23 protein-coding genes and 1 pseudogene are annotated in these 26,044 nt (G+C 36.5%); 14 read left to right on the top strand and 10 right to left on the bottom strand.

Annotated elements, in window-relative coordinates; genetic code table 11:
* Positions 1-175: 175 nt before the first annotated feature.
* The 3 genes from AC056_RS04600 to htpG all read left to right on the top strand — a co-directional run bounded on the left by AC056_RS04600 (position 176) and on the right by htpG (position 3,315).
* The gene (locus AC056_RS04600; protein WP_004699152.1) at positions 176-757 is read left to right on the top strand and encodes an OmpW/AlkL family protein; all 582 of its coding nucleotides are present in this window, start codon (positions 176-178) and stop codon (positions 755-757) included.
* A 182-nt stretch (positions 758-939) separates the two neighbouring features.
* A complete protein-coding gene (locus AC056_RS04595) occupies positions 940-1,293 on the top strand; it encodes a lysozyme inhibitor LprI family protein (protein ID WP_004699150.1) in 354 nt (117 codons plus the stop codon).
* Between the two features lie 102 nt (positions 1,294-1,395).
* On the top strand, positions 1,396-3,315 hold the full coding sequence (htpG, locus tag AC056_RS04590) for a molecular chaperone HtpG (RefSeq protein WP_077162852.1): 1,920 nt from the start codon (positions 1,396-1,398) through the stop codon (positions 3,313-3,315).
* Positions 3,316-3,399: 84 nt separating this feature from the next.
* Here htpG and AC056_RS04585 read toward each other — a convergent pair whose 3' ends face one another.
* The 3 genes from AC056_RS04585 to AC056_RS04575 all read right to left on the bottom strand — a co-directional run bounded on the left by AC056_RS04585 (position 3,400) and on the right by AC056_RS04575 (position 6,626).
* Positions 3,400-4,302 carry a selenocysteine synthase gene (locus AC056_RS04585; protein ID WP_077162851.1) on the bottom strand — a complete coding sequence of 301 codons (903 nt, stop codon included), beginning with the start codon at positions 4,300-4,302 and terminating at the stop codon, positions 3,400-3,402.
* 122 nt (positions 4,303-4,424) lie between these two features.
* Entirely contained in the window at positions 4,425-5,564 is a 1,140-nt protein-coding gene (locus AC056_RS04580) for a hypothetical protein (protein WP_004699144.1), read from the bottom strand.
* Between the two features lie 351 nt (positions 5,565-5,915).
* Positions 5,916-6,626, bottom strand: a complete 711-nt coding sequence (locus tag AC056_RS04575) for a DsbA family oxidoreductase (protein ID WP_039251221.1) — start codon at positions 6,624-6,626, stop codon at positions 5,916-5,918.
* A 177-nt stretch (positions 6,627-6,803) separates the two neighbouring features.
* Between AC056_RS04575 and AC056_RS04570 the strand changes: the two genes are divergently transcribed.
* Complete coding sequence (locus tag AC056_RS04570; RefSeq protein WP_004699140.1) at positions 6,804-7,562, top strand: hypothetical protein; 759 nt, start codon at positions 6,804-6,806, stop codon at positions 7,560-7,562.
* A gap of 21 nt (positions 7,563-7,583) precedes the next feature.
* On the opposite strand, the gene AC056_RS04565 is transcribed toward AC056_RS04570, so the two are convergent.
* Positions 7,584-7,949 carry a MerR family transcriptional regulator gene (locus AC056_RS04565; protein ID WP_077162850.1) on the bottom strand — a complete coding sequence of 122 codons (366 nt, stop codon included), beginning with the start codon at positions 7,947-7,949 and terminating at the stop codon, positions 7,584-7,586.
* A gap of 71 nt (positions 7,950-8,020) precedes the next feature.
* On the opposite strand from AC056_RS04565, the gene AC056_RS04560 reads away from it, so the two are divergent.
* Complete coding sequence (locus AC056_RS04560; protein ID WP_077162849.1) at positions 8,021-8,668, top strand: RBBP9/YdeN family alpha/beta hydrolase; 648 nt, start codon at positions 8,021-8,023, stop codon at positions 8,666-8,668.
* A 239-nt stretch (positions 8,669-8,907) separates the two neighbouring features.
* Positions 8,908-9,399, top strand: a complete 492-nt coding sequence (locus AC056_RS04555; RefSeq protein ID WP_213033470.1) for a hypothetical protein — start codon at positions 8,908-8,910, stop codon at positions 9,397-9,399.
* 53 nt (positions 9,400-9,452) lie between these two features.
* On the opposite strand, the gene AC056_RS04550 is transcribed toward AC056_RS04555, so the two are convergent.
* From AC056_RS04550 to fadB, 5 genes are all read right to left on the bottom strand, one after another.
* Positions 9,453-11,234 carry a reverse transcriptase domain-containing protein gene (locus AC056_RS04550; protein ID WP_077162848.1) on the bottom strand — a complete coding sequence of 594 codons (1,782 nt, stop codon included), beginning with the start codon at positions 11,232-11,234 and terminating at the stop codon, positions 9,453-9,455.
* Between the two features lie 282 nt (positions 11,235-11,516).
* On the bottom strand, positions 11,517-12,626 hold the full coding sequence (locus AC056_RS04545) for an ImmA/IrrE family metallo-endopeptidase (RefSeq protein ID WP_077162847.1): 1,110 nt from the start codon (positions 12,624-12,626) through the stop codon (positions 11,517-11,519).
* A 39-nt stretch (positions 12,627-12,665) separates the two neighbouring features.
* Positions 12,666-13,367, bottom strand: a complete 702-nt coding sequence (locus AC056_RS04540) for a hypothetical protein (RefSeq protein WP_077162846.1) — start codon at positions 13,365-13,367, stop codon at positions 12,666-12,668.
* Positions 13,368-13,523: 156 nt separating this feature from the next.
* On the bottom strand, positions 13,524-14,696 hold the full coding sequence (gene fadA / locus AC056_RS04535; protein ID WP_019456791.1) for an acetyl-CoA C-acyltransferase FadA: 1,173 nt from the start codon (positions 14,694-14,696) through the stop codon (positions 13,524-13,526).
* 12 nt (positions 14,697-14,708) lie between these two features.
* On the bottom strand, positions 14,709-16,862 hold the full coding sequence (fadB, locus tag AC056_RS04530; protein ID WP_004699123.1) for a fatty acid oxidation complex subunit alpha FadB: 2,154 nt from the start codon (positions 16,860-16,862) through the stop codon (positions 14,709-14,711).
* Between the two features lie 573 nt (positions 16,863-17,435).
* Between fadB and lpxO the strand changes: the two genes are divergently transcribed.
* The 8 genes and pseudogenes from lpxO to AC056_RS04485 all read left to right on the top strand — a co-directional run bounded on the left by lpxO (position 17,436) and on the right by AC056_RS04485 (position 24,694).
* Positions 17,436-18,350: a lipid A hydroxylase LpxO gene (gene lpxO, locus AC056_RS04520; RefSeq protein ID WP_004699120.1), complete on the top strand. Its 915-nt coding sequence runs from the start codon at positions 17,436-17,438 to the stop codon at positions 18,348-18,350.
* 80 nt (positions 18,351-18,430) lie between these two features.
* Positions 18,431-18,563 (top strand): annotated as a pseudogene (locus AC056_RS19670) (hypothetical protein).
* A complete protein-coding gene (locus tag AC056_RS04510) occupies positions 18,560-19,603 on the top strand; it encodes a lysozyme inhibitor LprI family protein (RefSeq protein WP_077162844.1) in 1,044 nt (347 codons plus the stop codon). The pseudogene AC056_RS19670 and the gene AC056_RS04510 overlap by 4 nt, the downstream one beginning before the upstream one ends.
* Before the next feature lie 226 nt (positions 19,604-19,829).
* Complete coding sequence (locus tag AC056_RS04505) at positions 19,830-20,360, top strand: CHAP domain-containing protein (protein WP_077162870.1); 531 nt, start codon at positions 19,830-19,832, stop codon at positions 20,358-20,360.
* Positions 20,361-20,493: 133 nt separating this feature from the next.
* Positions 20,494-22,293 (top strand): excinuclease ABC subunit UvrC, encoded by a 1,800-nt coding sequence (gene uvrC / locus AC056_RS04500; protein ID WP_077162843.1) that lies wholly within the window; start codon positions 20,494-20,496, stop codon positions 22,291-22,293.
* Positions 22,294-22,413: 120 nt separating this feature from the next.
* Complete coding sequence (locus tag AC056_RS04495) at positions 22,414-23,208, top strand: thioesterase family protein (protein WP_039251218.1); 795 nt, start codon at positions 22,414-22,416, stop codon at positions 23,206-23,208.
* Between the two features lie 118 nt (positions 23,209-23,326).
* On the top strand, positions 23,327-23,914 hold the full coding sequence (gene pgsA, locus AC056_RS04490; protein WP_004699108.1) for a CDP-diacylglycerol--glycerol-3-phosphate 3-phosphatidyltransferase: 588 nt from the start codon (positions 23,327-23,329) through the stop codon (positions 23,912-23,914).
* 168 nt (positions 23,915-24,082) lie between these two features.
* Positions 24,083-24,694, top strand: a complete 612-nt coding sequence (locus AC056_RS04485; protein ID WP_039251217.1) for an alpha-ketoglutarate-dependent dioxygenase AlkB family protein — start codon at positions 24,083-24,085, stop codon at positions 24,692-24,694.
* Between the two features lie 194 nt (positions 24,695-24,888).
* On the opposite strand, the gene AC056_RS04480 is transcribed toward AC056_RS04485, so the two are convergent.
* On the bottom strand, positions 24,889-25,662 hold the full coding sequence (locus tag AC056_RS04480) for an IclR family transcriptional regulator (RefSeq protein WP_004699103.1): 774 nt from the start codon (positions 25,660-25,662) through the stop codon (positions 24,889-24,891).
* Positions 25,663-26,044: the final 382 nt, after the last annotated feature.

The following is a 26,044-nucleotide window of genomic DNA, read 5'->3' as shown; positions in this document are numbered from 1 at the left end:
AAAATAATTCTGATTAATAAGGTTGGAATAAAAACCAATTAAAATAGTTGGTTAATATATAATTTTATTTAAAACAGTTATTTAAAAATAAATATAAAAATAATTTTATAATAGGTGTTGCATCAATTTAAAATAAATGTTTATTATAAATATAAATAAGGTTGGAGATATTAAAGTGTTCAAAAAAGCGTTGGTTATTGCATTAATGGGGATGTCTTCATTTACTTTTGCTGGTAATTGGCAAGTAAAATTTGGTGGTAGTGTTATTGCTCCATCTGACGATACAACAACTGCTTTAGGTGTAGTAAAAGCTGATCATGAATATGCATTTACACCATCAGTTGAATACTTTTTTGGCGAATCTCCTTTTTCGGCTGAATTATTATTAGCAGCGCCAGTCAATCATGATGTTTTATTAGATGGTAAGAATGTTGCGCGTATTAAACAATTACCACCAACAATTACTGCAAAATATCATTTTAAAAATTCAACTCGTTTCACACCGTATATTGGTATCGGGGCGACAGCATTTATTCCTTGGGATGAGCAAGGCGTTGCTGACAAAGTAAAAGAAGATTTTGGTGTAGCAGGGCAAGTTGGTTTTAACTTTCAGCCTGCTGATGCGAAAAACTGGGGAGTATTTGTAGATGTTCGTTATGCCGATATTAGTCCAGAAGTTACTTTAACAAATGGTGCTAAGTTTGATTTAGATATTAATCCGTTTGTTTATACTTTAGGTTATAGCTATAGATTTTAAGCATAATAATAAATAGAAAGAATATAATAACAAACCTAGACTCAGGCACCTCACATAGATTTTATGTGAGGTTTTTTATTTTTAATATCACTAAAAAAAAGCATAAAACAGACAGTTTTCTACATATTCTTTCACCTTTTATTTTTAAACTATTTTTTATATATCTTTAAAGGAATAATCTCATGAATAGAAAATTTGCCATAGCTCTAGCACTTTTTAGTGGTATGGCTTTTGCCCATAATGTACAGGCTGCTAGTTTTTCGTGTAATGCTGCAAAAACTAAGACAGAACTGAGTATTTGTAAAAACCGTTCTTTAAATGATGCAGATGTGAAAATGGCAACGACCTATCAAATTGTTTTACATGCGTTACCGATGGGAGGCAGAGATAATCAAAAAGATACTCAACAACAATGGTTGAAAAAAAGAAATGCCTGTGCTGCCAACGTTAGTTGTATTTCCAAAGCTTATCAGCAGAGACAACAACAGTTGGATTCTATCCTGCAAGATAGAGTGTTAAGCCATGGCCCATTTTAATTAAAGTAAAATTTTTTAATATTCAGGATTGAAAAATTCTAGAAATACTCCATTCATAAAGCATTCGAGAACAAACAGACTTCAAAATTTAAGGAGTGATTTATGAGTGAACAAGCATCACAAAATTATAGTTTCCAAGCAGAAGTAGCACAGCTTTTACATTTAGTGACGCATTCTCTCTATTCTAACCCTGAAATTTTCTTGCGTGAGCTGATCTCTAATGCATCTGATGCATGTGATAAGTTACGTTTTGAAGGAATCAATCATCCTGAATATTATGAAAATGATCCAGATTTACATGTACGAATCAGCTTAAATAAAGAAGATAAAACCTTAACGATCTCTGATAACGGTATTGGTTTAAGCCAACAAGAAGCAATTGATAACTTGGGTACCATTGCAAAATCTGGTACTAAAGACTTCATGTCAAAATTGACGGGTGACCAGAAAGCAGATGCTCAGTTGATTGGTCAGTTTGGTGTTGGTTTCTACTCAGGTTTTATTGTTGCCGACAAAATTACGGTTGAATCACGTCGTGCAGGCTCAGATGCATCTGAAGGTGTACGTTGGATTAGTGGTGGTACTGGCGAGTTTGAAGTTCAGCAAATTGATAAAGCTTCACGTGGTACTGACATTATTCTTCACTTGCGTGATGACGCGCTTGATTATTTAGAATCTTATAAAGTTAAGCAGATCGTTAACAAATACTCTGACCACATTAGTTTGCCAATTGAAATGCAAAAAGAAGTTTGGCAAGAAGAGGAAGTCGCTGAGGGTGAAGAGCCTAAAGGTGGCCAAATGGTCAAAACTGACGAGTGGGAAGCGATTAACTCTGCAAGTGCTTTATGGACTCGTAACAAAAGTGAAGTGACAGATGAGCAATATGTTGAGTTTTATAAAAACTTAACGCATGACTTTGATGCACCACTCGCTTGGGCGCATAACCGAGTTGAGGGTAGTACTGAATATACCCAATTACTTTATATTCCAAGCAAAGCCCCTCATGACATTTTTACACGTGAAGCAAAAGCGGGAATTAAGCTATATGTAAAACGTGTCTTCATTATGGATGATGCAGATAACTTAATTCCAAACTATTTACGCTTTGTACAAGGTGTGGTGGATAGTGCAGATTTACCGCTGAATGTGAGCCGTGAGTTATTGCAAGAAAGCCGTGACGTTAAAACAATTCGTGAAGGTAATGCACGCCGTGTATTGACTGTACTTGATGGTTTGGCTAAATCAGAAGATGAAAAAGACCAAGAAAAGTTCAAAGCGTTCTACACTGAGTTTGGCTCAGTACTTAAAGAAGGTTTGGGTGAAGACTTTGGTAATCGCGAACGTATTTTAAAATTATTACGTTATGCAACTTCAACAAATGATGAAGTCGTAACTTCTTTTGTAGACTATAAAGCTCGCATGAAAGAAGGCCAAAAAGCTATTTATTATGTGACTGCTGACAGCTTAGCTGCTGCTAAAAACTCACCACAGCTTGAGTTGTTTAAGAAAAAAGGCATTGAAGTATTGTTAATGGCAGAGCGTGTTGACGAATGGGCAATGAACTTTGTTCAAGAGTTTGACGGTACACCATTGAAGAATGTCTCTAAAGGTGCAGTTGATTTAGGTGACTTGCAAGATGCAGAAGAGAAAAAGGCACTTGAGCAAGCGGCTGAACAATTTAAGCCTGTGGTTGAAAAGCTAAGTGACTCATTGAAAGCCAAAACTAAAGAAGTACGTGTAACAACCCGATTGGTCGACTCTCCAGCGTGTTTAGTAACAAGTGAAGGTGAATTGTCTCCTCAACTTATTCGTATGTTGAAACAAGCAGGTCAAGCTGTTCCTGAAATCAAGCCAATTTTAGAAATTAACCCTGAGCATCCTTTGGTGAAAAAACTTGAAGGCTCGGAACAATTTGATGATTTGGCGAACGTGATTTTTGATCAGGCTGTGATTGCTGAAGGTGGTTTACCAGAAGACCCAGCTGCTTATGTGAAGCGTATTAATAGCTTGTTGTTGAAATAATTTTTCGATATAAAAAAGCCTCTGAACTGTCAGGGGCTTTTTTGTGGATAAAGAAAGAGTTATCCACAACTTAATGATTTTTGGCTAAAAACTAGCTTCTAGATTCATTTGCACACTCAATTGATGCTTAGGGTCATCATCAATATGGTTAAAAAAGTTAAGATCATTTTGCATAAAAATCCAATCTCGCCATATAGGTTGGCGCCATGAAATATAAGGCCCCCAGCTATTTACTCGAATGTCATTTTTAGCATATACGCCACCACTATAAACGCCGTAAGTGAGACGATTATCTTTTACAAACTCGTATTGCTGAAAAGTCCAATTACCCCAACTATAGTCTTCATTTTCACTTTTATTAATATTAAATTTACTAGCAAAAAGAGTATTGTCCTGCATTTTCTGCGTTAAGTTTAGCGTTGTTTCGGTGTAGTTCCGGCTAGTAGAACCGTAGCGAAATACCTGTTCTGTATCTAAGCTCATATTATGTCTCAAATTCCATTTTTTCTTTGCCAAAAATTGTACATAAACATCGTTTTCTGAGTTTGAGCCTAAATCAAGATTATTTTCAAAAGGGATCCATGTTGAAATCGTATCCCAACTTGCAGTAAGTGGATTACTGACTGAAATACGAGGGGTCGAAGCTTTCTTCTTTTTCTTACCCAAGGTTTTATAAGGATGCTTATGTTGGCTTGCACGATTCCATAACGTATCATTTCCAAATACGGCCATTAAGTCCTGAATCAGTGCGGCATCTGAATCATTATTTGTTTCTACTTCACAGGGCGAGTGGGTAGAAAAAGCTGAGAATCTTGGAGTTTTGATAAATAGCGTAGAAGAATGTAGAGATCGTCTTGTAGAGCGTGGATGCTTGAAAGAAGTAGAGAAAAGTTGCGTATGAGGAATTAAAACCAGCATACCTAAACTATAAATACAAAGTAAGGCTTTAGATTTATATTCAAATGGGAAAGAAGAGAATTGATTCATTTTTCTGAAAATCAGGAATCAAAAGTTAGCTCAGTATTGTAAGTGAAAAAGCTTAAATTTTTATTTAAAAGTATTTTATTTTTCACCACCTTGGAGGCAACCTCCAAGGTGGTCCGTAGCAATTAGAACAGCGCTTCTAAACGCAAGAAAGTACTCACGAAATGATTACGATCTTCACGGTGGTCATTAAAGTAATTGACGTCGCCTTGTACAAAGAACCATTCACGTAAAAGAGGTTGGCGCCATGAGACAAATGGTCCCCAACTATTTAAACGTAAATCGTTACTATTGTAATAACCGCCGGTATAAATACCGTAGTTAAAACGGTTGTTTGCAAAGAAACTATGTTCACGGAAAAGTCGGTTCTCCCATGTTAAATCATCATCTTGATCATCGGCATACGTTAAGCTGAACTGATTTGATAATATTGGCTGATTTGGACGAGCATGGGTGAGTTCTAGGTTAGTACGTAAATAATTTTCGCTATGAATACCATATCGATAAATTTCTTCTGCATAAAATTTAAAATCATTACGGAGTTGCCAATCTCTTGATGCTTTTAAACGGACATACACGTCGTCTCCAGAACGTATACCCAAGTCGGCATCTGTTTCAAACGGTAATTTTTTAGAGAAATTTGACCATCGTAACGCGATTGAACTATTGTCATCTCGTGTGCGTTTAGCATCAATTTTCTTGTTTGAATCTTGATTTGGATTCTGGTTGATATTGGCTGGACTGTTATTAAATTCATTATCTAATGAGTCATCACCAAATACTACGCTCAAACGTTTCTCTAGTGTAGGAAGCTTGATCTTACCGCGAATTCTGGGCTTGATTTCAAAGTTATCGTACTCATTCCAATAGTTATCAACCATGACACGAATCGTTGCTGTTGCTGGTTTTTGAGGGTCGACTTCACCAAACCAGTTGTCAATTTTTTCAGATGTATGATCGGCCCAATTGCGGATTTTCTTTTGCTTGCGATCAAACCAAGTCTGGTCTTCAGTTTGTTCCATTGGTGGAACAATAGGGTGATTGGACTGCTCAGGAAAAATCGTTGGAGTTGCATCAATCCACCTTGGGATTTGGTCTAAAAGATTTTCATCTTTATTTTCTTGAGTTTGAGCTCCAGATGGCAAACTCTCTACTTGCTGAGTTGACGAAGAATTTATTTCTGCATGAGCCATGCACACTGAACCAAATCCTAATGTTACAAGTGCAAAAAGCTGCCGATACGTAATAACGTGAAATGTTTTCATATCTATCTTTATGTTTTGTTGTTATTGTCACTTTTGTTGATTTTTCTAATAAAATCAAGAGGACGACACAAAAGTTAAGTAAATTTAACTTTTTTTACATATTTGAATTAAATGAAAAAGTTTAAGCTAGTAGCGAGAATTTTTAAGCAAAAAAAATCCCCCAAACTAGGGGGATTTTAGATCAGGGAAACTTCAAATTCCGATCATTAAACACATAAAAAACAGAACATTACAGCGCGAATATTCTAAGTGGCAATCATAAACGCATTTTAAACAATTGAATAGTTCTTTTTTTAGAACGCTCTATTGCTAAAACGGTGATAAAACATACGATTTGTTCACATTTTACAGTTAAGACTGTTTATTTTGTGGAATATCACATGTTTCATCATTACAAACAGCCGCATCATCTTGCTCGATTTCTTGAGTATTTGCCTTGAGCTGTGCTTGTTCTAACACTTGTAAAAACACTTCACGAGGCTGTGCACCTGCAAGCGCAACTCTTTGATCAAATACAAAGAATGGTACGCCAGTTACGTTGAGTTGCTCGTGCGCAATTTTTTCGTCATGACGAACGAAATCAGCCAATTCATTTGTATCTAATACGAATTCAACTTCGGCATTATCAAGGCCAATACGAGAAGCAATTTCTTCTACCACTTCACGTTCACCAATCGCTAAACCTTCAGTCATATAAGCATGGAAAAAGGCTTCTTTCGCTTGGTTACCTAAGCCTTTACTTTGGGCTAAGTGAATAATGCGGTGAGCGTTAAAGCTATTGCCCGAGTTGGCTTTTTGCCATTGGAAGTCGATTCCTTCAGAGGCAGCCATGGCCGCAATGTTGCGCTCCATTTCTTCCATCTCTTCATAGGTACGGCCATATTTTTTCGCTAAACGCTCAGTATTTGAAGTGTCATGTGTTGCTGGTGCATTTGGATCTAGTTCGAAACTATGCCAATGAATATCAAGTTCAATACCAGCTTCAGCCGCGACATGTTCAAGGCGTTTTTTGCCGATGTAACAGAAAGGACAAACTACATCAGACCAAACATCAACACGCATGGGAGAATCTCATAAATTTTAATTACCCATCATAATAGGGGTGATGTATCAGGATTTAAAGCATTGAATAGCGAATAGAGTGTTGCGTATTGTGAAATAAATGGCATATAAAGAACGAAGAGCTCTATTTTATAACTATAAAGAGCAAAACTATAAGAATGGAAATAGGAGGTGCGTATGCGCCGAATTTTGATTGCGATTGCAGGTCTGGTCGTCATTGCAGCTATTGTCTTTTTTTCCTATCAACATATTAAACAGCAACAAGCTAAAGACAGTAGCGAAATGTTCGATGTGGTGATGAGTGAAAAAATGAGTGAACTTTATGAACAGGCTCAAGATTGGTCCAAACCTGTACAACTCGATATTCATGATAAACGGCTTGCAGGACACTACAAGCAAGTCTCCGAGTTTCTTTTAAATTATTGGGTTCAAAACGTAAATGCGCGCAATGAATATTTAAGAGAACTAAAAGCTGCGAAATGGGACACTTTTTTAAATGTTGACCGTTTGGATATTGATAAAAAACAAAAATATGCCGAAACAGAAAAGATGTTGGCAGATGTTCGAAAAGCTTCAGATAAATATCAATCTGAATATGAATCAATTCATAAGACTTTTCTCGCTAAAATTCAGGAATTATCTGTTGATGCAGATACGAGACAACTTCTTGAAATGAAATTGGGAACTCAGCAAAAGGCTGATCAGGATCATGCAATTTTTGTGATTGAGTTACAAATTTTAGATGACGCAGAAGAAATGTTTAAACTTCTAAAAAATTATTCGTGGCAAAAGAAAGATCATATGATTCTTTTTCATGAAAATGCCCAAGTTAAAAAATTTAACGAGCTTTACCAGCATGTTTTAAAGCTTAATGCAAAAATTGAAAGTATTAAGAAAAAGAACGTGGCTGCTTTAGAAAATGAGCTAGAAGAATAATGACAACATGAGCATCAACTACTATGTATTGGTGCTCTCAGCTTTGCCTTTTATCAAGAAAGATTGTAATAAACTTTGAGAAGTTTGTAGTTTGTTTAACTGCTCACATACATGCATCAGTTCGGTTTGTAGCTTTTCTTGAACAATAGGGCAGAGCATAAATACCCTTTCATCTAAATCAAAACACGGTAATAACACTTGGATATCTTTTAACGTCATACCAGCATCATTTAATATTTTAATTTTCTTAATATTTTCAATGTCTTTTTGCATATAACTGCGATAGTTATTACTTGCGCGATGCGGTTGTATTAGCCCTAAACTTTCATAATAACGCAGCATACGCGGACTAACTTTTGTAAGTTCGGCGACTTTAGCGAGGTTCATAAAATAGGCTTGACCTTAACAGTGGTGTCATAGTTTAGCATGCTTTTATCTTTCAAAATGGTACTTGTTCAATGATCAGAAAACTCATTTTATTGGTGTTATTCGGATTGATGTCATTTGTTGCAAATGCCAATACACTGGAACTGCAGGAGAAGAACATGCGTCAAATATTTGTACTTCATGGTTATTCAGCTTCTATACATGATCACTGGTTTTTGGACCTAAAACATCAAATAGAAGATGAACATACGGCTGTGACCCTAATACCATTTCCAGATTCTGAGCATCCCGATGTAGATGCTTGGCAGAAGGTACTAGATGAACAGATTCCTAACGTTAATGAAAATACCTATTTTGTGGCACATAGTTTGGGTGTGATTACTTTGCTGCACTTTTTGCAAAGACATGGTTATCAAAATATTGGAGGAATGATTTTAGTATCTGGGTTTTCTGGGCCACTTTCAGACATTTCTCCACTCGATGCTTATATAGCAAAAAGCAAAGTCGACACCAATTACTTTAAAGACATAAAGAAAAAGCTGGTGTATTTATCTGATAATGATGATTTGGTTCCACCAAAACTGACAGTTCAATTAGCTAAGGATATTGATGCGCCGTACATTACTGTTCCTAATGGCGGGCACTTTTTAGGTCGGGAAGGTTATACGGCATTTCCGCAAGTCGTAAATTCTTTAAAAGAAATGTTAGAGAACGACTAAAAATTTATAAGATAAATCTCACTCTATAAATGATTATATTTAATTTATAGGGTGGTTTTTCTATTCGGCTTTCTATTAATAAAGTTCCTTACTATTACATTAAAAATTTTAATTATATTTACCGTTTATCTGAGCCTTACTGAATCAAAAAGCAGTTTGTTGTAGCCTATTTATAGAGACTTTTATTTGAATCTTCATCTTTTGATTGAAATAGGATGACTGATTTTTTGGAGCTAGTTATGAACTTTCTAAAACAATCAGCTTTAATCGCTGCATTTGCTTTTATGGGTTTACCAACTGTTCAGGCAGAAGAGGTAACGACTTTACCCACTATTCGCGTTATGGCTGAATCAGAGCTACGTGACGAGGTGGGCTTTGTGCCGTTTCAAGAAGATAAGAATGTACGTCAAGCACTACAACACCATGAATATAAAATACATAACGATATACAGAATGCTTTAGTCCCAGAAGGTATGACGACCGTAGATTATCAGCCCGTTATGCCGCAGCCTGATTTGTCGCAACTTTCCCCATTTTTACAACAATATATTTTAGCGGTAGCAGGTGGAATCCAATCTTCTGACCCAACCAATGGTCTTTTTGAAATGTTAAAGCCGTTGAACATTAACCGAACTAATGTCGATGCTTATCGCGATGGTACGATGAAAGTAAATATTAGTGACCTCATGAAATTACAGCAGCAAATACAAGATGGGTTAAAAGGGCGATAAAATAAAAATCCCCGCACTGAGCGGGGAGCTATTTTTATATATTCTTAAAAATTTTAATTAATATTGGTTAAATTTAAGTAAAAGTTTAGGCGAAAAATCCTATTGATTATTTCAATTATGGCTTCAAAATTTTTGTAATCAATAGTAGCTCTATTTTTTCGTATAACATTTTTAAAAAAATCAACTTTACCATAATGAATATTGGGATCATAAACATTATCTTTAGTAAAGCTTTTTCCATTAAGTATAGTTGAAGTTAGAGTTGTATCATATAAATCTTCAATAGTAGTTTCAGAGTTAATCTTTGGAAGTTTTATGATAAAAAGATTCTTGCAAATATAAGCATATTCTATTTCTATACTATTTATTATAACTTTATCACTTTTGCTAGTTTTTTTATAACGACCAGTAGCACATTGGAAAACCTCATTTCCTGCTTTGTCATTATCGACTATTAAAATAGTAGGATTTACAAATATCATTTTTGAAATATAAAGTGTTGAATAAATCTCAATAAAACGTTTTAAATTTGGCGTCCCAGAACGAATATTTAATTCTTTTTGAAAAATCGTTAAATTTTCTTCTTTGAAAGCTGTAAAGTCATAGTAGGATTGAATTTCTGGGGGTAAGGTTGAAATGTAATTTTTAAAATGTAAAGGATCTGTTTTACCCTCACAAAGTAAATGTATTTTTTTTCTATAAACAAAACTTTCCTGAAAATAAGTTTGTAATAATAGGCGAATAAAACTATTTTTTGACCAAAATAATTGTTCAGGTGATTTAGGTTTGTCTATTTTAAATTCAGTATAAATATAAGGTGGTTTGTCAGCTGTTCTATTTTTGTACTCCATTTTTATATTATAAATATAGTTCAGAATTCCTATAATTGATTCACCTTGGTTAGAATTTTTTTTAGCGAAAGTATGGTAAGACGACTTTTTAAATGTAGCATATTGGCAATAATTGTAGGCCATACTTTTAGAAAAATCATAGTAATTTCTAGGTATATTTATCTTCTTATTTACTACTAATCCTGTAACTTGTTGACGATCAAAGTTAGTTCTAAAGCTCACTTTATCATTATTAATATTGAAACCACTACTTTTAATTGCTTTAATAACTTCTCTACCTAGTGAATAATCACTTTCATTATACTTTACAACTTCAGAGGGGATATTATTTGTATCAAAGGATAAAGTCAGATCATCAGCATATCGTGAATAATAAAATTTATATTTTTTTGCTAACTTTGTAAATTTTGCATCAAGTATTTCTGTTATTAGATTTGAAATAATAGGAGAAACAGGACTACCTTGTGGTAGAAATGTTTTTCCTGTCTTAGGATCTTTATAGCATGCTATTTGGGCTATACCTATCGCTACATCAATAGGAAAATTAAAATACTTATTTCTTTTAAAATAGCCAACAATTCTTTTAAATTCAATTGTATGAAAGAAGTCTTTTAAGTCAATATTAATAACTAATTTACGATTTCTATGTCTTTTTGCATTAAAGTAAATACCAAACTTCTGTTTATTATTATTTTTTCTAAAAGCAAATGAAAAAGCAGGCTTATATAAATTTTTTTCCTCAAAAATTTTATTGAGTTGAATTGCTAAATTTTTTTGTAACTGCTTTAAATGTGAATCAGGTGCATGAATTATCCTTATTTTCCCATTTTTTTTAGGTATTTCAATTAATTTATATCTCATATGAATAGGCTGAGAATATAAAATCCAACAGAAATCTTTGTAATCATAGTTTAAAAAATTTGATAAGTCTTTTTTATCACTTGCTAATGCTAATTTTGATATAGGAAATTTTAAAATATTCATAAATATAAAGGTGATATCGGTGAAAACTCAAATGGCGACACCAGTTATTTATCAAAGTTCAACCATTAAAAGGTCGTACGTAGTTAAGCAGTTCTGCTAACATTAGTCAGCAAGTTGTGATACACAACTCAATTTCTAATCACCGATATCTATTTAAATTTATCATTTAATATAATTGTTTTGCAAGATTTTTTTATTTAAAAATAAGCTTTCGAATTCAAATTTAATCCAATTGTGGATATAGAAAATCAAAAAATTAATATAAAAAAGCTCCGAAGAGCTTTATTTAACAATAGTCAATTTTGGTCTTTTTGATTCTTTATAATCTGTAAATAAGGTGAGTGAACGAAAAGTTAGGTTATCAAAATCTTCCCAAGAGATACCTATATCATTGAGCATTTCATTTATTGAAAAATTGCCTTTCGCATCTAAAAGTTTTAATAATTTTAGATAAAGAATTGATTGATCGTGGTGAGTTGGCTGAGGCTCATTTTTGTGATAGCCCAATGAGTTAATTTTCATACAATTACTTCTATAAACCCAATCTGTAATTAAATTAAGTTTATGGGATTTATAATTGATCGCTTGTAATGAAACACGCCAATAACTTTTATATTTTACCATATTGCCAATACTCATTTCATTTGGCGCTAACTCACGGAAACTTTCATTCGGCATTAAAAAACAAGAAGCGAATCTATCAGCTTCACTTTCACGTTTTTTGTAATCAATATCGTCGGTTGGTGTTTGTGTATCATAAATATGCAAAAAAATATGGGCTAGTTCATGCGCAGCATCAAACCTTGATCGTTCTGCAGATTTAAAAGTATCTAATAATACGAATGGTTGTCCATCAAGTGAAATAGAAAGCGCATCTACCTCTCTAACATTTAATGGAAGAGAGAATACCTTTATACCCTTTAGTTCCATTAAAGAAATTATATTATTAATAGGTTGTATACCTAGTCCCCATTCACTTCTTATACGTAAAGCAGTAATTTCAGGGGAGTCATCACTATCAGGATCAAGATTATAATCATCCAATATATTAAAGACAGGAAGATTCTTAATATTTCTTGAAAAATAAGAGCTAATCGATTCTGCTAAAGAAATATATTCGGCGATAGAATTCGAATAAGATGCTTTGATTCTAGCTCTTGCTCTAAAATTGACTTCTGACATTCCGAAATGTGTAGAGTTCTTTTCGTAAAAAAAAGACAAAGGGACATTAAAAATCTGAGATAATTTTTTCCAAAAGTCATGGGGTACACTTCTTTCTCCACTTAAGTATTTTTTAAAAGTGGCTAAGGGAATATCAAGAGCTTCAGCTGTTCTCGAATGACTAAAACCGCGCAAATTTTGCGCGGCTTTGATACGATCAAGTTGGTACATACAAATTCTCATTAAAGCAAATTATTTAACTCTTTGAAGTTAAATAGCTTGTAAGTCTCCGAAGTCATCTTCGGTAATAGGATTGTTCTCATCCGGAATTGGTGCTTTATATGCCTCTGGAGCATTTGGAGATTCAGTCATAATTAATCTTAATGTATGATTAATAGGGTAGCACTTAGTTTTTTCATCCTCAGCAGATACCTTATAAACACCAGTAGCATATGCAATTTCAAATGGTAAGAAACTACTATTTTCAGAATCGATTAGGTTACTTGGTTGATAGTAAACAATAAAAGTTCTGAAAAAATTTTCATCTGCATAATGAGATTTATTTGATAATAATTTTAACTCAGTTGCATGACCTTTATGACATTTTGAGGTAATTACATTTAACTCATTTCCAAATGCTTCATCATTTGGAGACATAAATATAAGTTGTAAATTTTTCTCAGAATTAACAAGACAGGGTTGACCGTTCTTACGAATTAAAGTCCATCCGAATGGTTCTAGGATCGTATCTGCATGTTCACAGATATCACCCCATCGTCCCATAGCACGACCAGGGTTCTTTTTCTTACGAATTGCGTATCCGTTATTAGACAACCGAAAAGCAAGCTGTAGTTCATCCGTAATATCAAGCCCAAGCTCATGAAGTTTGTTGTTAGCATCCGTCCCTTGTAAGATTTCACAAGGAACTTGATTTAACTCATTCCAATTCATGCTATGAAGCGTATGCTGCATAAGTTTACTCTAAGAAAAATTTGTATACTAAATATAGCATCTAATGATGATAAAAAAAGGATACAAACTAAGTGTGTCGGATATTAGTTTGTATCTAAATATTTCTTAAAATAAAAATCCCCGCACTGAGCGGGGATTTTTTTATCTTGGTGTTAATTAAACACGTTCGATAATCGTTGCAATACCTTGACCAAGGCCGATACACATAGTCGCAAGACCAATTTGAGTATCTTGTTGTTCCATTACGTTTAATAACGTAGTGGTAATACGCGCACCAGAACAGCCTAGTGGGTGACCCAAAGCAATCGCACCACCATTTAAGTTAATGATGTCCTGTTTGTCATAAACGCCTAAGCCTTTCATTACTGACAAGCCTTGAGCAGCAAATGCTTCGTTTAATTCGATAGTTTGAATATCAGCCATCGTTAAACCAGCACGTTTAAGTGCTTTTTGAGTTGCTGGAACTGGACCGTAACCCATGATTGCTGCATCACAGCCTGCAACTGCCATAGAGCGAATGACAGCACGTGGTTTTAAACCTAATGCTTGAGCACGTTCAGCAGACATAAGCAACATTGCAGAAGCACCGTCAGAAAGAGCAGAAGAAGTTGCTGCTGTTACTGAACCACCTTTAGGGTCAAATACAGGTTTTAATGCTTTGAACGCTTCAAGGTTTGCATCTGGACGAATTACTTCGTCAATGTCGCAAAGGATTTTAAAGCCATTTGCATCGTGTCCTTCAACACCAACGATTTCGTTTTTGAAGCGACCTTCCTGAGTTGCAGCCCAAGCACGGCGGTGAGATTCAACGCCGAACGCATCTTGTTCTTCACGAGTAATGCCGTTCATGCGACCTAACATTTCAGCAGTTAAGCCCATCATGTTAGATGCTTTCGCATAGTGTTTAGATGCTTCTGGGTTAAGGTCGATGCCGTGCATCATACCTACGTGGCCCATGTGCTCTACACCACCAATAATGAAAATATCACCTTGGTTAGTCGCAATTTGTGCTGCCGCAGTGTGGATTGCCTGCATAGACGAACCACAAAGGCGGTTCACTGTTTGACCAGCAACAGTTTTAGGCAAGTCAGCCAATAAACCGATGTTACGGCCAATGTTCATACCTTGTTCTAGAGTCTGGTTTACACAGCCCCAGATCAGATCTTCAACTTCATTTACATCAAACTGGTTACGAGCAACGAGCGCACGTACAAGTTCAGCAGATAAACTGTCGGCACGTACATTACGGAACATACCGTTTTTAGATTTGCCCATGGCAGAACGAACGCCATCAACAATCACAACGTCACGTGGATTTAAAGTAGCCATTCACGTCGCTCCTTAACCGTAGAATTTTTTGTTGTTAGCAGCCATGTCGCGCAACATTTGCGGCGCTTCATAAGCCTTACCTAAGTGTGCATATTTGTCGCAAAGCGCAACGTATTCAGCAACACCTGTTTGGTCGATGTAACGGCATGGACCACCACGGAATGGAGGGAAACCTACACCCATAATCATTGCCATGTCTGCTTCAGCGGCAGTTGCAACGATATTGTCTTCTAAGCAACGAACTGTTTCGTTACAGAAAGCAAGCATCATACGGTCAATGATTTCTTGGTTATCAAATTCGCGTTTTTCACCAGTCACGAAAGGAGCAATGATTTCATATGCTGTTGGATCAACAGTTTTTGCTTTCTTGCCTTTCTTGTCGAGTACGTACTTGTAGAAACCAACGTCATTCTTTTGACCCAGACGTTTAGCTTCGTACATTGCTTGAATTGAACCTTTGTAGTCTGGCTTCATACGGTCTGGGAAACCTTCTGCCATGACTTCTGCACCATGTACACCTGTGTCGATACCAACAACGTCGATGAGGTAAGCAGGACCCATTGGCCAGCCAAACTTAGACATTACATTGTCAACTTGTTGGAAGTCTGCGCCGTCTTTTACAAGAAGGTCAAACGCACCAAAGTAAGGGAACAATACACGGTTAACCAAGAATCCTGGGCAGTCGTTTACAACGATTGGTGTTTTACCCATTTTTTGAGCAAGCACTACAGTCGTTGCAATCGCTTCTTCAGAAGTTTTTTCACCACGAATAACTTCTACAAGCGGCATCATGTGAACTGGGTTGAAGAAGTGCATACCAACGAAGTTTTCAGGACGTTGTAATGCTTTCGCTAAACGTGTGATTGAAATTGTAGACGTATTAGAAGCAATGATCGTATTTTCACGGACATTCTTTTCAGTATCCGCAAGTACCATTTCTTTAACTTTTGGATTTTCTGTAACTGCTTCGATTACGATATCAACTTCTTTAAACTCGTCGTAGCTTAAAGTAGGGCGGATACGTGCAAGAGTTTCACCCATTTGCGCAGGTTTCATTTTCTTACGTTCAACTTGTTTAGTTAACAAGCTGTTCGCTTCTGACATACCTAATGCAAGTTGTGGGTTACCAATATCTTTCATGATAATTGGTGTGCCTTTGCTTGCCGCTTGATAAGCAATACCACCACCCATAATACCAGCGCCAAGTACAGCTGCTTGGTTTACAGGGTGTGCACCTTTTTCATGTTTTTTAGCAGTTTTCTTAACAACTTGGTCATTGAGGAATAAACCAATCAATGCACCAGCTTGTGGTGTAATTGCTGCTTTTGCAAAGCCTTCAGCTTCAACTTTTAACGCTTCATCACGTGCAAGGCTTGCACCTGCTTGTAATGAATCAAGTAATAATTTTGGAGCAGGGTATTGAGCAGGGTTTGCTTTAGCAAGTACTGCGCCTTTTGCTGTGTTGAACGCCATCATTTGTTCAAGCGGGTTCAATTTTACAGCATCAAGTTTTTCTTGGCGTTTTGCTTTCCAGTTTAAACGACCAGAAATTGCTTGTTTAACCAAGTCAGTTGCAGCTTCAAGTAATTTGTCAGCAGCTACAACCGCATCTACAGCACCATCTTTAAGTGCAGCAGCCGGTTTTTTAGGAACAGCCATTGCCATCCATTCAACTGCGTTGTCGATACCGATAACACGGCTTAAACGAACGCTACCACCGAAACCAGGATAAATACCGAGTTTGATTTCTGGTAAGCCCACTTGTGCAGCTTCTGACATCACGCGATAGTCACACACTAAGCACATTTCAAAACCGCCACCTAAAGCCATGCCATTAATAGCAGCAACTTTCGGAAGGTCTAAATCTTCAAAGCTATTGAAGATCTCGTGAACAGGCATAAGCCAGTCAACAATTGCTTTTTCGCCTTGGGCGAAGTTTTCGCCAAATTCAGTAATATCTGCACCAACAATAAATGTAGATTTACCCGAAGTTACAACTAAGCCTTTAATATCGTTATTGGCTTTTACAGCAGCAATCGCTGCTTGGAAATCTTCAATTGTTGCACGGTTAAATTTATTGACCGACTCACCTTGTAAGTCAAAGCGGAATTCTGCAATTCCGTCCGAAAGCATTTGGACGGTAATGGCATTGCCAGCGTGGATCATGCCTGATCTCCTTAGTTTTGGAGGACTTCTAAGTTGATGTTATGAAGCGTGTGCACAACTTCGGTACACATTTATGCTTCGCTAATCTTACGATAACTATATCTAAAAAAAACCTGACAAGTTGTATCAAGCCGTGACGCAAGGGTCATCTTATTTATTATTCAATTCATCTTTATTAAATGCATAAAAGAAATCATAAAGATAGGTTCTAATCAAAGATATTTGTTTTAATTTAAATTTTTGTTTATAAGGCATTAGGATTATGAAATTTTTATATAAAAATGAGTAATTTTTAAAAGTTAATTTTCTGTCAAAAATGTCAATTGTTCGTAGAATCGTCTATAAATAACAGTAACAATTGTGATGAATTTTAACCTTCTGGATGTTATGGAAAAATACAGTATATTTTAAATTTTTATTACAATAGGGCTGTCTACTATTTAACTTAATTTTTTGACATTCGCTTTTTATAAGTCAATTTTGTTAAAATTTGCGCCAATTAATAATCTTCCGGCTGCGATTACCTTTGAAAACTAAGGTAAGGTTGCCCTAAACTTTTGAAAGAGTAGCAATATGATTAAGTGGATCGTATTAGCGATTTTTGTAATATCTGCATTGTATATCCAACATCGCGGCAAAGTGCGTCACTCGTTTTATCGTCAATTTTTTGACCATTCAACCTTGCTCGCACCGATTAACTTTTTAATGTACATCTTTTCAAAGGTACCGAATCAGCCTTATATCGATACTCAACACTTCAAAGATTTAAAAGTGTTAGATGAAAATTGGGAAATGATTCGAGACGAAGCGAAAGCTTTATATGACCAAGGTGGGATTAAAGCATCAAGTACCTACAATGACTTAGGGTTTAACTCGTTCTTTAAAACAGGTTGGAAGCGTTTTTACCTGAAATGGTATGAGTCAAGCCATCCTTCGGCTGCTGAGCTTTGTCCGAAAACCACTGCTTTACTCAAAACATTACCAACCATTAAAGCGGCAATGTTTACCGAACTTGCTCCTGATAGCCGCTTGGTTAGACACCGTGACCCCTATGCAGGCTCACTTCGTTATCACTTAGGTTTAATTACGCCGAATGATGATCGTTGTTTTATTGATGTAGACGGTGAAAGATACTCTTGGCGTGACGGTCAAAGCGTTGTGTTTGATGAAACGTATATTCACTATGCTGAAAATAAGACCGATCAAAACCGTATCATTTTCTTCGCGGACGTTGAGCGTCCAATGAAAGTGAAATGGATGGAACGTTTCAACCATTGGTTTGGCCGTAACGTGATGACTGCAGCAAGCTCACCGAATGAAACAGGTGACCAAACGGGTGGTTTAAATAAAGCTTTTGGTTATGTGTACCAAATTCGTATTAAAGCTAAAGCGTTAAAAGCGAAAAACCGTAAATTATATTACTTCTTAAAATGGTTCCTCATGCTTGGAATTTTCTTCCTGATTTTTGTGCGACCATATGTATTTTAATTAAAACGCCCGAAAGGGCGTTTTTTATTGTGATTATTTAAATCATTTAGATTTATTTTTATGCATTTAAAACGCTGATTATTAGCGTAGGGAGTATTTTATTTAAAATTTTAGGTGAATTTTATATTAATTATTGGGATCATAATGCGGCTGGTAAATATATACCTTTCTTGTACTTAATAAATTTTAAAAATTTGCGTGGAACATAAATGAATACGGTGATGAAACAAGCTTTAGTAATAACTACATTTAGTGCAGCAGTAATATTAACTGGATGTGGTAAATCCAAGCCAGAGCCAAAATCAAAAACAGAAAAAGTTGAGGCAATTTCGGATTGGAGCTGTACGCACCCTGATAATTTAAATCAGATTCAAACCTCTTTGAAAAAAGAATATTTGAAGCAAATCGAACGTAGCTTAAGACAAAGTCAATATCAGGTTGATGCTGATATTCTTAATAAAATTAATCAAGGTTTGAAATTTGAAATTAAAAATATTCGTACTTTACCGTTAGAAGATGAAAGCCAAAAAAATACACAACTCAGCTGTGAAAGCCAATTGGTTGTTTCATTTCCTAAAGGTTTACAAAAACGTGCGGAAAAAGCATATGTTGAAGAACTGCGTCACTCTAATGAAGAATCGCAAACGCTTAATGACTATTTTTCGGATAATGAATCATCTTTGACTCTTGAAAATGACCAATTGAAAGGTGAATTTTTCTATAACATCACAAAAACAGATAAAGAGGGGTTGGTGTTTGATCTGCCAAGTCAAAACACTGTGATTGAAGGATTGGTTTTCGTTGCCACTAAAGCTGTGCAATATGCGGCTTATGTTAAAGAAAATGAGTTGATTGACGAAAATATTGAAGAAAATCGACAAATGTCTGAACAAAATAATGAAGAGCAGACTGCTTTGGCTCAAGAAGCCATGGATGTTCGTAAAAAAGAATTGGATAGCGACAAAGCGAAGCAAGTGGAACGCTTAAATCAGACTTGGGATAAATTGAGTGCCGATAAAAAAACTCAATTTAAACAAGATCAATCGGATTGGTTTAAAAAACGTGATGTTGAATGTAAAGTACTGGCACAAAAAAGTGTGGAAGAAATTCCTGAAAAGGACTTAGAAACTTACCAGAAGCAATCCGATTATTGGACTGCTGATATGCGTAAGCAAAATCAAGAGATGCAATATACCCAGTGCTTTATTCAAAAAACTGCAGAGCGTACGGTTTATTTAAATATTTTAAACTAATCTGAAACCCTCTATAAGTGCTTGGTCAATCGTGTTGAAATAGATGGGATTGACCAATCTATAGTAAGCTCGAAAGGGATTTTCTATAGAATAAATTCGATAATTTTTTTTGTGACTCATTTCACAATGCTAGGAATTTGTTACAACTATTAAAAGCCAACGCATAATTTTGATTCTACAATTGCTCCGTTTTTTCGAAGACTGGTTAGCGGAAGTAGGTTTCAAAATGGCTCATGCTCATCACGTAGCTCATGCACATGTTCACCACATTAAATTGAGAAAAGAAGAAAGTTCTCAGGGTGACTTAAAAACGAAAGCGATGTTAAATAAAGCTTCGGCTGAGACTAAAAAGCATAGCCGATCGACTTCTAAAAGACATAAGGTAGAAGACCAAAATATCGATCTGCATAAGTTCTCAAGCAAACTTGAAAGCATGTCAGCAAAGCACAGTAAAGAAAAATGCGCCAAAAATATTCGGATTGCTTTACAAGCGGCTGGCGCAGATGTTTCAAAGCATCCAGTAGCTGCATCTGACTGGGGGCATACTCTAGAAAAGAACGGCTATAAGAAAATCAAACCAGCATTCAACCGTCCTCAAGAAGGCGATATTTATATTATTGAACGTACCAGTGGCCATACCTATGGACACATTGCTGGCTATACTGGCAATGGCTGGTTCTCAGATTTTCGTCAAAAAACCTATGCGGTCTATAAAGAAAAAGACGTGAAATATAGTTACTATCGTCTCGATTCCTAAAGACGTACGACACACTTTGTCGGTCTACTTCGTCATCGCTTGTCAAATTTAGGTTCTGGCACAGTAAAGCACTTGAAAAGTAAGGATGAAAACATCACATTAGGTATTCAGTATTAAGCCATGCATACCAATAGTGAATCAAAACGCTCGTCCTCATATTGAAAAAATTTTAGCCCATATGACCCAGCTTCCAGGCGTTTATAAAATGCTAGGGAAAGATGGTGAGTTGTTATATGTGGGCAAAGCAAAAAACCTAAAAAATCGGGTATCGAGTTATTTTGTCAAAACCATTGAGCATCCGAAAACTCAAGCTTTAGTTGCCAGAATTTATGATATTGAAACGCTCGTCACGCGTTCAGAAACAGAAGCGCTGCTTTTAGAACAAAACTTAATTAAACAACATCGTCCGCCTTATAACATCATGCTGCGAGACGACAAATCATATGTCTATATTTTTGTATCGGCAGATAAACCATATCCGCGAATTGCCAGTGGACGTGGCAAAGGTAAGCATCAAATCGGGAAGTTCTTTGGGCCTTATCCAAGCGCTTATAGTGCCCGAGATACTTTACTGGTTTTACAAAAACTTTTTAATGTGCGCCAGTGTGAAAACAGTTACTTCTCACAGCGCAAACGTCCATGTTTGCAATATCAAATCAAACGCTGTTCGGCCCCATGTGTAGGCTTGGTTTCACCTGAAGATTACAAAGAAGATGTGAATAACAGTATTCGGTTCTTACAAGGTGATACCAAAGAATTAAACCAAGAGCTGATTGCGAAAATGGAGCAAGCTGCGGCAGATCTTGAATTTGAAAAAGCTGTTTTTTATCGAGATCGATTGTCTTTGCTTCGTGAAGTACAAGCGCAACAAGCTGTTTTCAAAGTGAAAGGTGAAGCTGACATTTTGGCCATTGCCTATCAGGCTGGTGTGACATGTGTGCAGATTATGCATGTACGTAACGGACGTATGCTAGGTGGTAAAAGTTATTTCCCTGATATGTTGGGTGATGACCTCGGACAAATGCTAAGTGACTTTATGGCAAACTTTTACTTTCAGGTTGCTGATGAAGTACCAAGTGAACTGATTGTAAATACTGCTTTGTCTGACCATAAAGAGCTTGAAGAAGCCTTAGCACAGCAGTTTGGAAAGAAAGTCCAGATTAAGAGCAATGTGCGAGAAACACGTGCTGAATGGTTAGAGCTTGCTGAAATGAACGTTCAGCATGCAATTAAAGGGCAGTTGAGTAACCATTTAGAACTCAATGAGCGTTTCCACCAGCTTGAGCAGGTGGTTGGCCGTCCAATTGATCGTATCGAATGTTTCGATATTAGTCATACCATGGGCGAAGCACCGATCGCATCATGCGTGGTGTTTGACCAAGGCGGTGCGCGTAAACGTGACTACCGACAATTTGCCATTCAAGATATTACTGCGGGCGATGATTATGCTGCGATGCGACAAGCTTTAACGCGTCGCTATAAAAAGGCAATGCTGCCTGATTTGCTTTTAATTGATGGTGGTAAAGGCCAACTTCATATGGCAATGGAAGTTATGCAAGAACTTGGACTTGAGGCTTTCATGATTGGTGTATCAAAAGGTGAAGGGCGTAAACCGGGACTTGAAACGCTTCATTTTACTGACGGCACAAAAACTCAGTTACCTGAAAATCATAAAGCCCTACATTTGATTCAACAGGTTCGTGATGAAGCTCACCGTTTTGCGATTACTAAACACCGCGCTAAGCGTGATAAACGCCGTAGTACCTCAGTTTTAGAGGCCATTCCAGGCTTAGGGCCTAAACGCCGTCGAGATTTGTTAACACATTTTGGTGGGATTCAAGGCGTGTTAAAAGCATCGGAAAAAGAACTGACAGTCGTGCCAGGCTTAGGGGAAGTGATGGCAAGAACGATTTATAAAATTTTGCATGAGTAGCCACGTATTTAAAATTTGAGTGACAAAAGCACTCATAAATTAATAGCATCATGACCATTCACATGATGGTCAAAATAATGAAAGATACTTTCTAATCACGCACATGACTTAGGGATATGCATGTCATTATTACAGCTATTTGAAGATGTAAAACAAAATGAATGGATTGATATACCCGCAGGGTGGTTACAGGGCCGTACGGTTTTTGGTGGCCTTGTTGCTGGGCTATTAATGCAAAAAGCATGCTCCCATATTCAAGATCCAAATAAAAGATTATTAAGTTGTAGTGTTACTTTTGTGGGTCCTGTACAGCAAGGTTCTGCCCGATTGACTATTGAGGTTTTAAGAGAGGGGAAGTCAGTCACTACGCTTGAGGCACGTTTATGGCAAGATGACGCAGTGCAAACCATTTTGGTTGCAAGTTTTGGGGCATCTCGTGCATCGAGTATTGAGGTTAAACAAGAACCCGTTGCTCCTGCATATGTACAACCTGAAAATTTATCTGTCATTCCTTTTGGTCAGCATATGCCTGAATGCTTTCAGCACTTTGAAGTGTGTTGGGCTGAGGGTAATTATCCGGTGACAGCAAGTGAGCATCCAGACTTTGGTGGTTGGTCAAGGTTCTCACCAGAGCAACATGAAAATCGTCAACTAACATTGCCTGATTTGATTGTTCTCATGGACATTTGGCCGCCGGGTGTATTGCCAATGTTTAAGCAAGTTGCACCTGCAAGTTCTTTAACGTGGCACATTACGTATGTGAACCCAGTCCAGCATCAATTGAGTGACTGGTTTAAATATAAAGTCGTCACGGAATATGCAAGTGAAGGTTACTCGACAGAATATGCATATCTTTGGGATCAAAGTGATCATTTAATTGCAATTTTGAGGCAAACTGTTACGGTATTTACCTAAGCAATCTACTTTCTCGATTCACATATTTCGTATAAAGTGGCTGTTACAGATAGATACAATATTGAAGTATGTGTCTTTGTCTGTTAAAAGATGCGTGAAGACTAAATTGGCGGTGTTTATGACCACAGGGCGAATCCTGAATATCCCAAATATCCTAACTTTGGCGCGTATCGCGCTTATTCCAGTATTTTTGGTGATTGCATATTGGCCGCCTGCAATAGGTATTGGTGAGCACGTAGGAAGTATGACTCGTCATATTATCTTGACTGCGATCTTTGTGCTGGCTGCTATAACCGACTGGTTTGATGGCTATTTGGCACGATCTTTAAACCAGACTTCAGCATTTGGCCGATTTCTAGACCCAGTTGCAGACAAACTCATGGTAGCAGCTGCACTTATTGTTTTAGTACAGTGGAAACCTACCATTGCGATGGCTTTTGCAGCCATTGTTATTATTTCACGGGAAATTACTGTTTCTGCTCTACGTGAGTGGATGGCAGAACTGGGTGCGCGAACCAGTGTAGCAGTGTCAACTGTAGGTAAATATAAAACTGCATTTCAAATGATTGCGATTAGTGTGTTCTTACTCAACTGGCAGCCTTTAGAAATGTTGGCTTATGCTTTGTTATATACAGCAGTCATTCTTACTTTGTGGTCAATGTTTATTTATTTAAAAGCCGCGTGGCCATATCTAAAGCAGCCATAAAACCAAATAAGATTCTAAAAAGCCTTTCCTTGAGAAAGGCTTTTTTATTGCAAAGCGCAAAAATAGCGTAACTCACGTAATTGGTATGAGGAGTAAATACCATTGGCAAAACGGCACTAAACTGGCATTGTTAGCTTGAGAGATAGCTAAGCAGCAAGGGGAGATTGCATGACTCTAGATTTATTTTCTCCGGAACCTTGTGAAAATTTATTACCTTATGATGGCGAAGTTCAGGACTATGGATGTATTTTAGGTGCTGAAGAGGCCGAGCAATATTTTCAGTATTTGTATCAACATTTAGCATGGCGACATGATGAAGCGAAGTTATACGGCAAGCACTTCATTACTCCCCGCAAAGTTGCTTGGTATGGTGACGAGCATTATAGATATAAGTATTCTGGTGTTTTTCGGGATTCTTTGCCGTGGGACAAAGCGCTTGCTAAGTTGAAACAGCAGGTAGAACAAATTCTTTCAGAAAAATTTAATTCTTGCTTAGCCAATCTTTATGAAGATGGAACGCAAGGTATGGCTTGGCATAGCGACTCAGATGTGTCTTTAGCTAGAACAACCACTATTGCTTCTTTAAGTTTTGGAGCGACCAGAAAGTTCTCTTTTAGACATATTCACACTAAAGAAAAAGTTGAAATGTGGTTACAGCCGGGGCAACTTATTGTGATGCGCGGTGAAACTCAACAATATTGGCAACACCATTTAAATCGTTCGACAAAAATTTTACAGCCACGTATTAATCTAACATTCCGTCAGTTCAAATTTTCATAAGTTTTTGCTAAAAATTAGGCAAGAAAAAAGCCCATGATGGCTGCATGAGCTTATTCCTCTGAGGGAGAGCCTTCTATTGATGAGCTGCTGATGAAAAGAATCATCAATAGGTGCTAAAATCATAATATGAGAATATTTTGGTTTTTTCAATGCTTAAAAATGTAAAAAAACTTTAAATTATCAAAAATACTATTTTATATCTCACCTTTTTCTGAGAGTTCCATAAACCGCTGCTCAATCAATCCAGCATTTTCTTGCAAAATTTCAATCAGTTTTTGAATATTTAAAAAGTCAAAACGATTCTTTGATGCGACTAATGTTAAAGCCAAAGGAACTTCTTTACTCGAAAAACGAACGGGAACGGCAAGGCCTGAAACATTAGGGTCAATCTCACCTTGTGAGAAATAGAAGCCTTGTTTTTTTATTTTACGCATGCGTTGAATAAAGCTTGTTTCGTCTAGAGCAAAACCTGACTGCGATAGCTCATTCTGAAAACGTTCATAGTAGTCATGCATGCGCTGTTTACTTAAATGTGACACCATTGTTTTTGGTGAAGCTCCAACATAGATTGGACGCGGGCAACCTCGGCCATATGAAAGTAATTCAGTATCTTTAAAAATCTCATGATGAATATCAATACAATAGTCGTCATTTAAATAGGTGAGTAAACAGCAAAGTTCAGTGCGCTCAACGATATTGCGCATAAACGGCGTACTGATTTGGACGAGTGGATCGGTTGTTCTGGATACATAGTCAAGAACTGCTATTTTTGAGCCTAAAGTGTAATCGCCAGAAGTACCATTAATACGTTTTAATAAGTCAGCAGATACGAGTTCTTTCAAATAACGGTAGCTGGTCGGTTTAGACAAGCCAAGTTCTTCGCAAATAATATCGACATTAATCACTGGTCGTGAAACTGAAAATAAATCCAGTACGGTTAAAATTTTGCCAAAACTTGAAATTGCCATGATGTCTTATTCGTATCCTTAATAAAGAGTCGCACTTGAGTTCTTATAACAGAAAAATTGAAGCTTTGTCTCAATTGCAAGATAACTACCTGATTTAAATATTTTACGCTCAGAATCAGAAAAGTTCTCTTGATTCGTACATCATATATGATTAACTAAAAACATATCAAATTATCAAATAAAGATATTTTAGTTGACTAAATAACTTTAATTTGAAAAAATTGTGCAACAAAATATCTAATCGAGAAATTGGTTTACTCTGCCAGCTTTCTCGATGTCTCTCCTTTCCTAAGCTTGGTCGCCTAAATAGCGGTCAAACTGAAATCATCTAGGCATATCATGCAAAGATGTAGGAAAAATCATTGTATTGAAGGATGCTCTC

It is taken from the genome of Acinetobacter genomosp. 33YU (assembly GCF_001990725.1).
GTDB classification, from domain to species: Bacteria; Pseudomonadota; Gammaproteobacteria; order Pseudomonadales; family Moraxellaceae; genus Acinetobacter; species Acinetobacter seifertii.
This window is presented reverse-complemented; position numbering and strand designations above follow the sequence as displayed.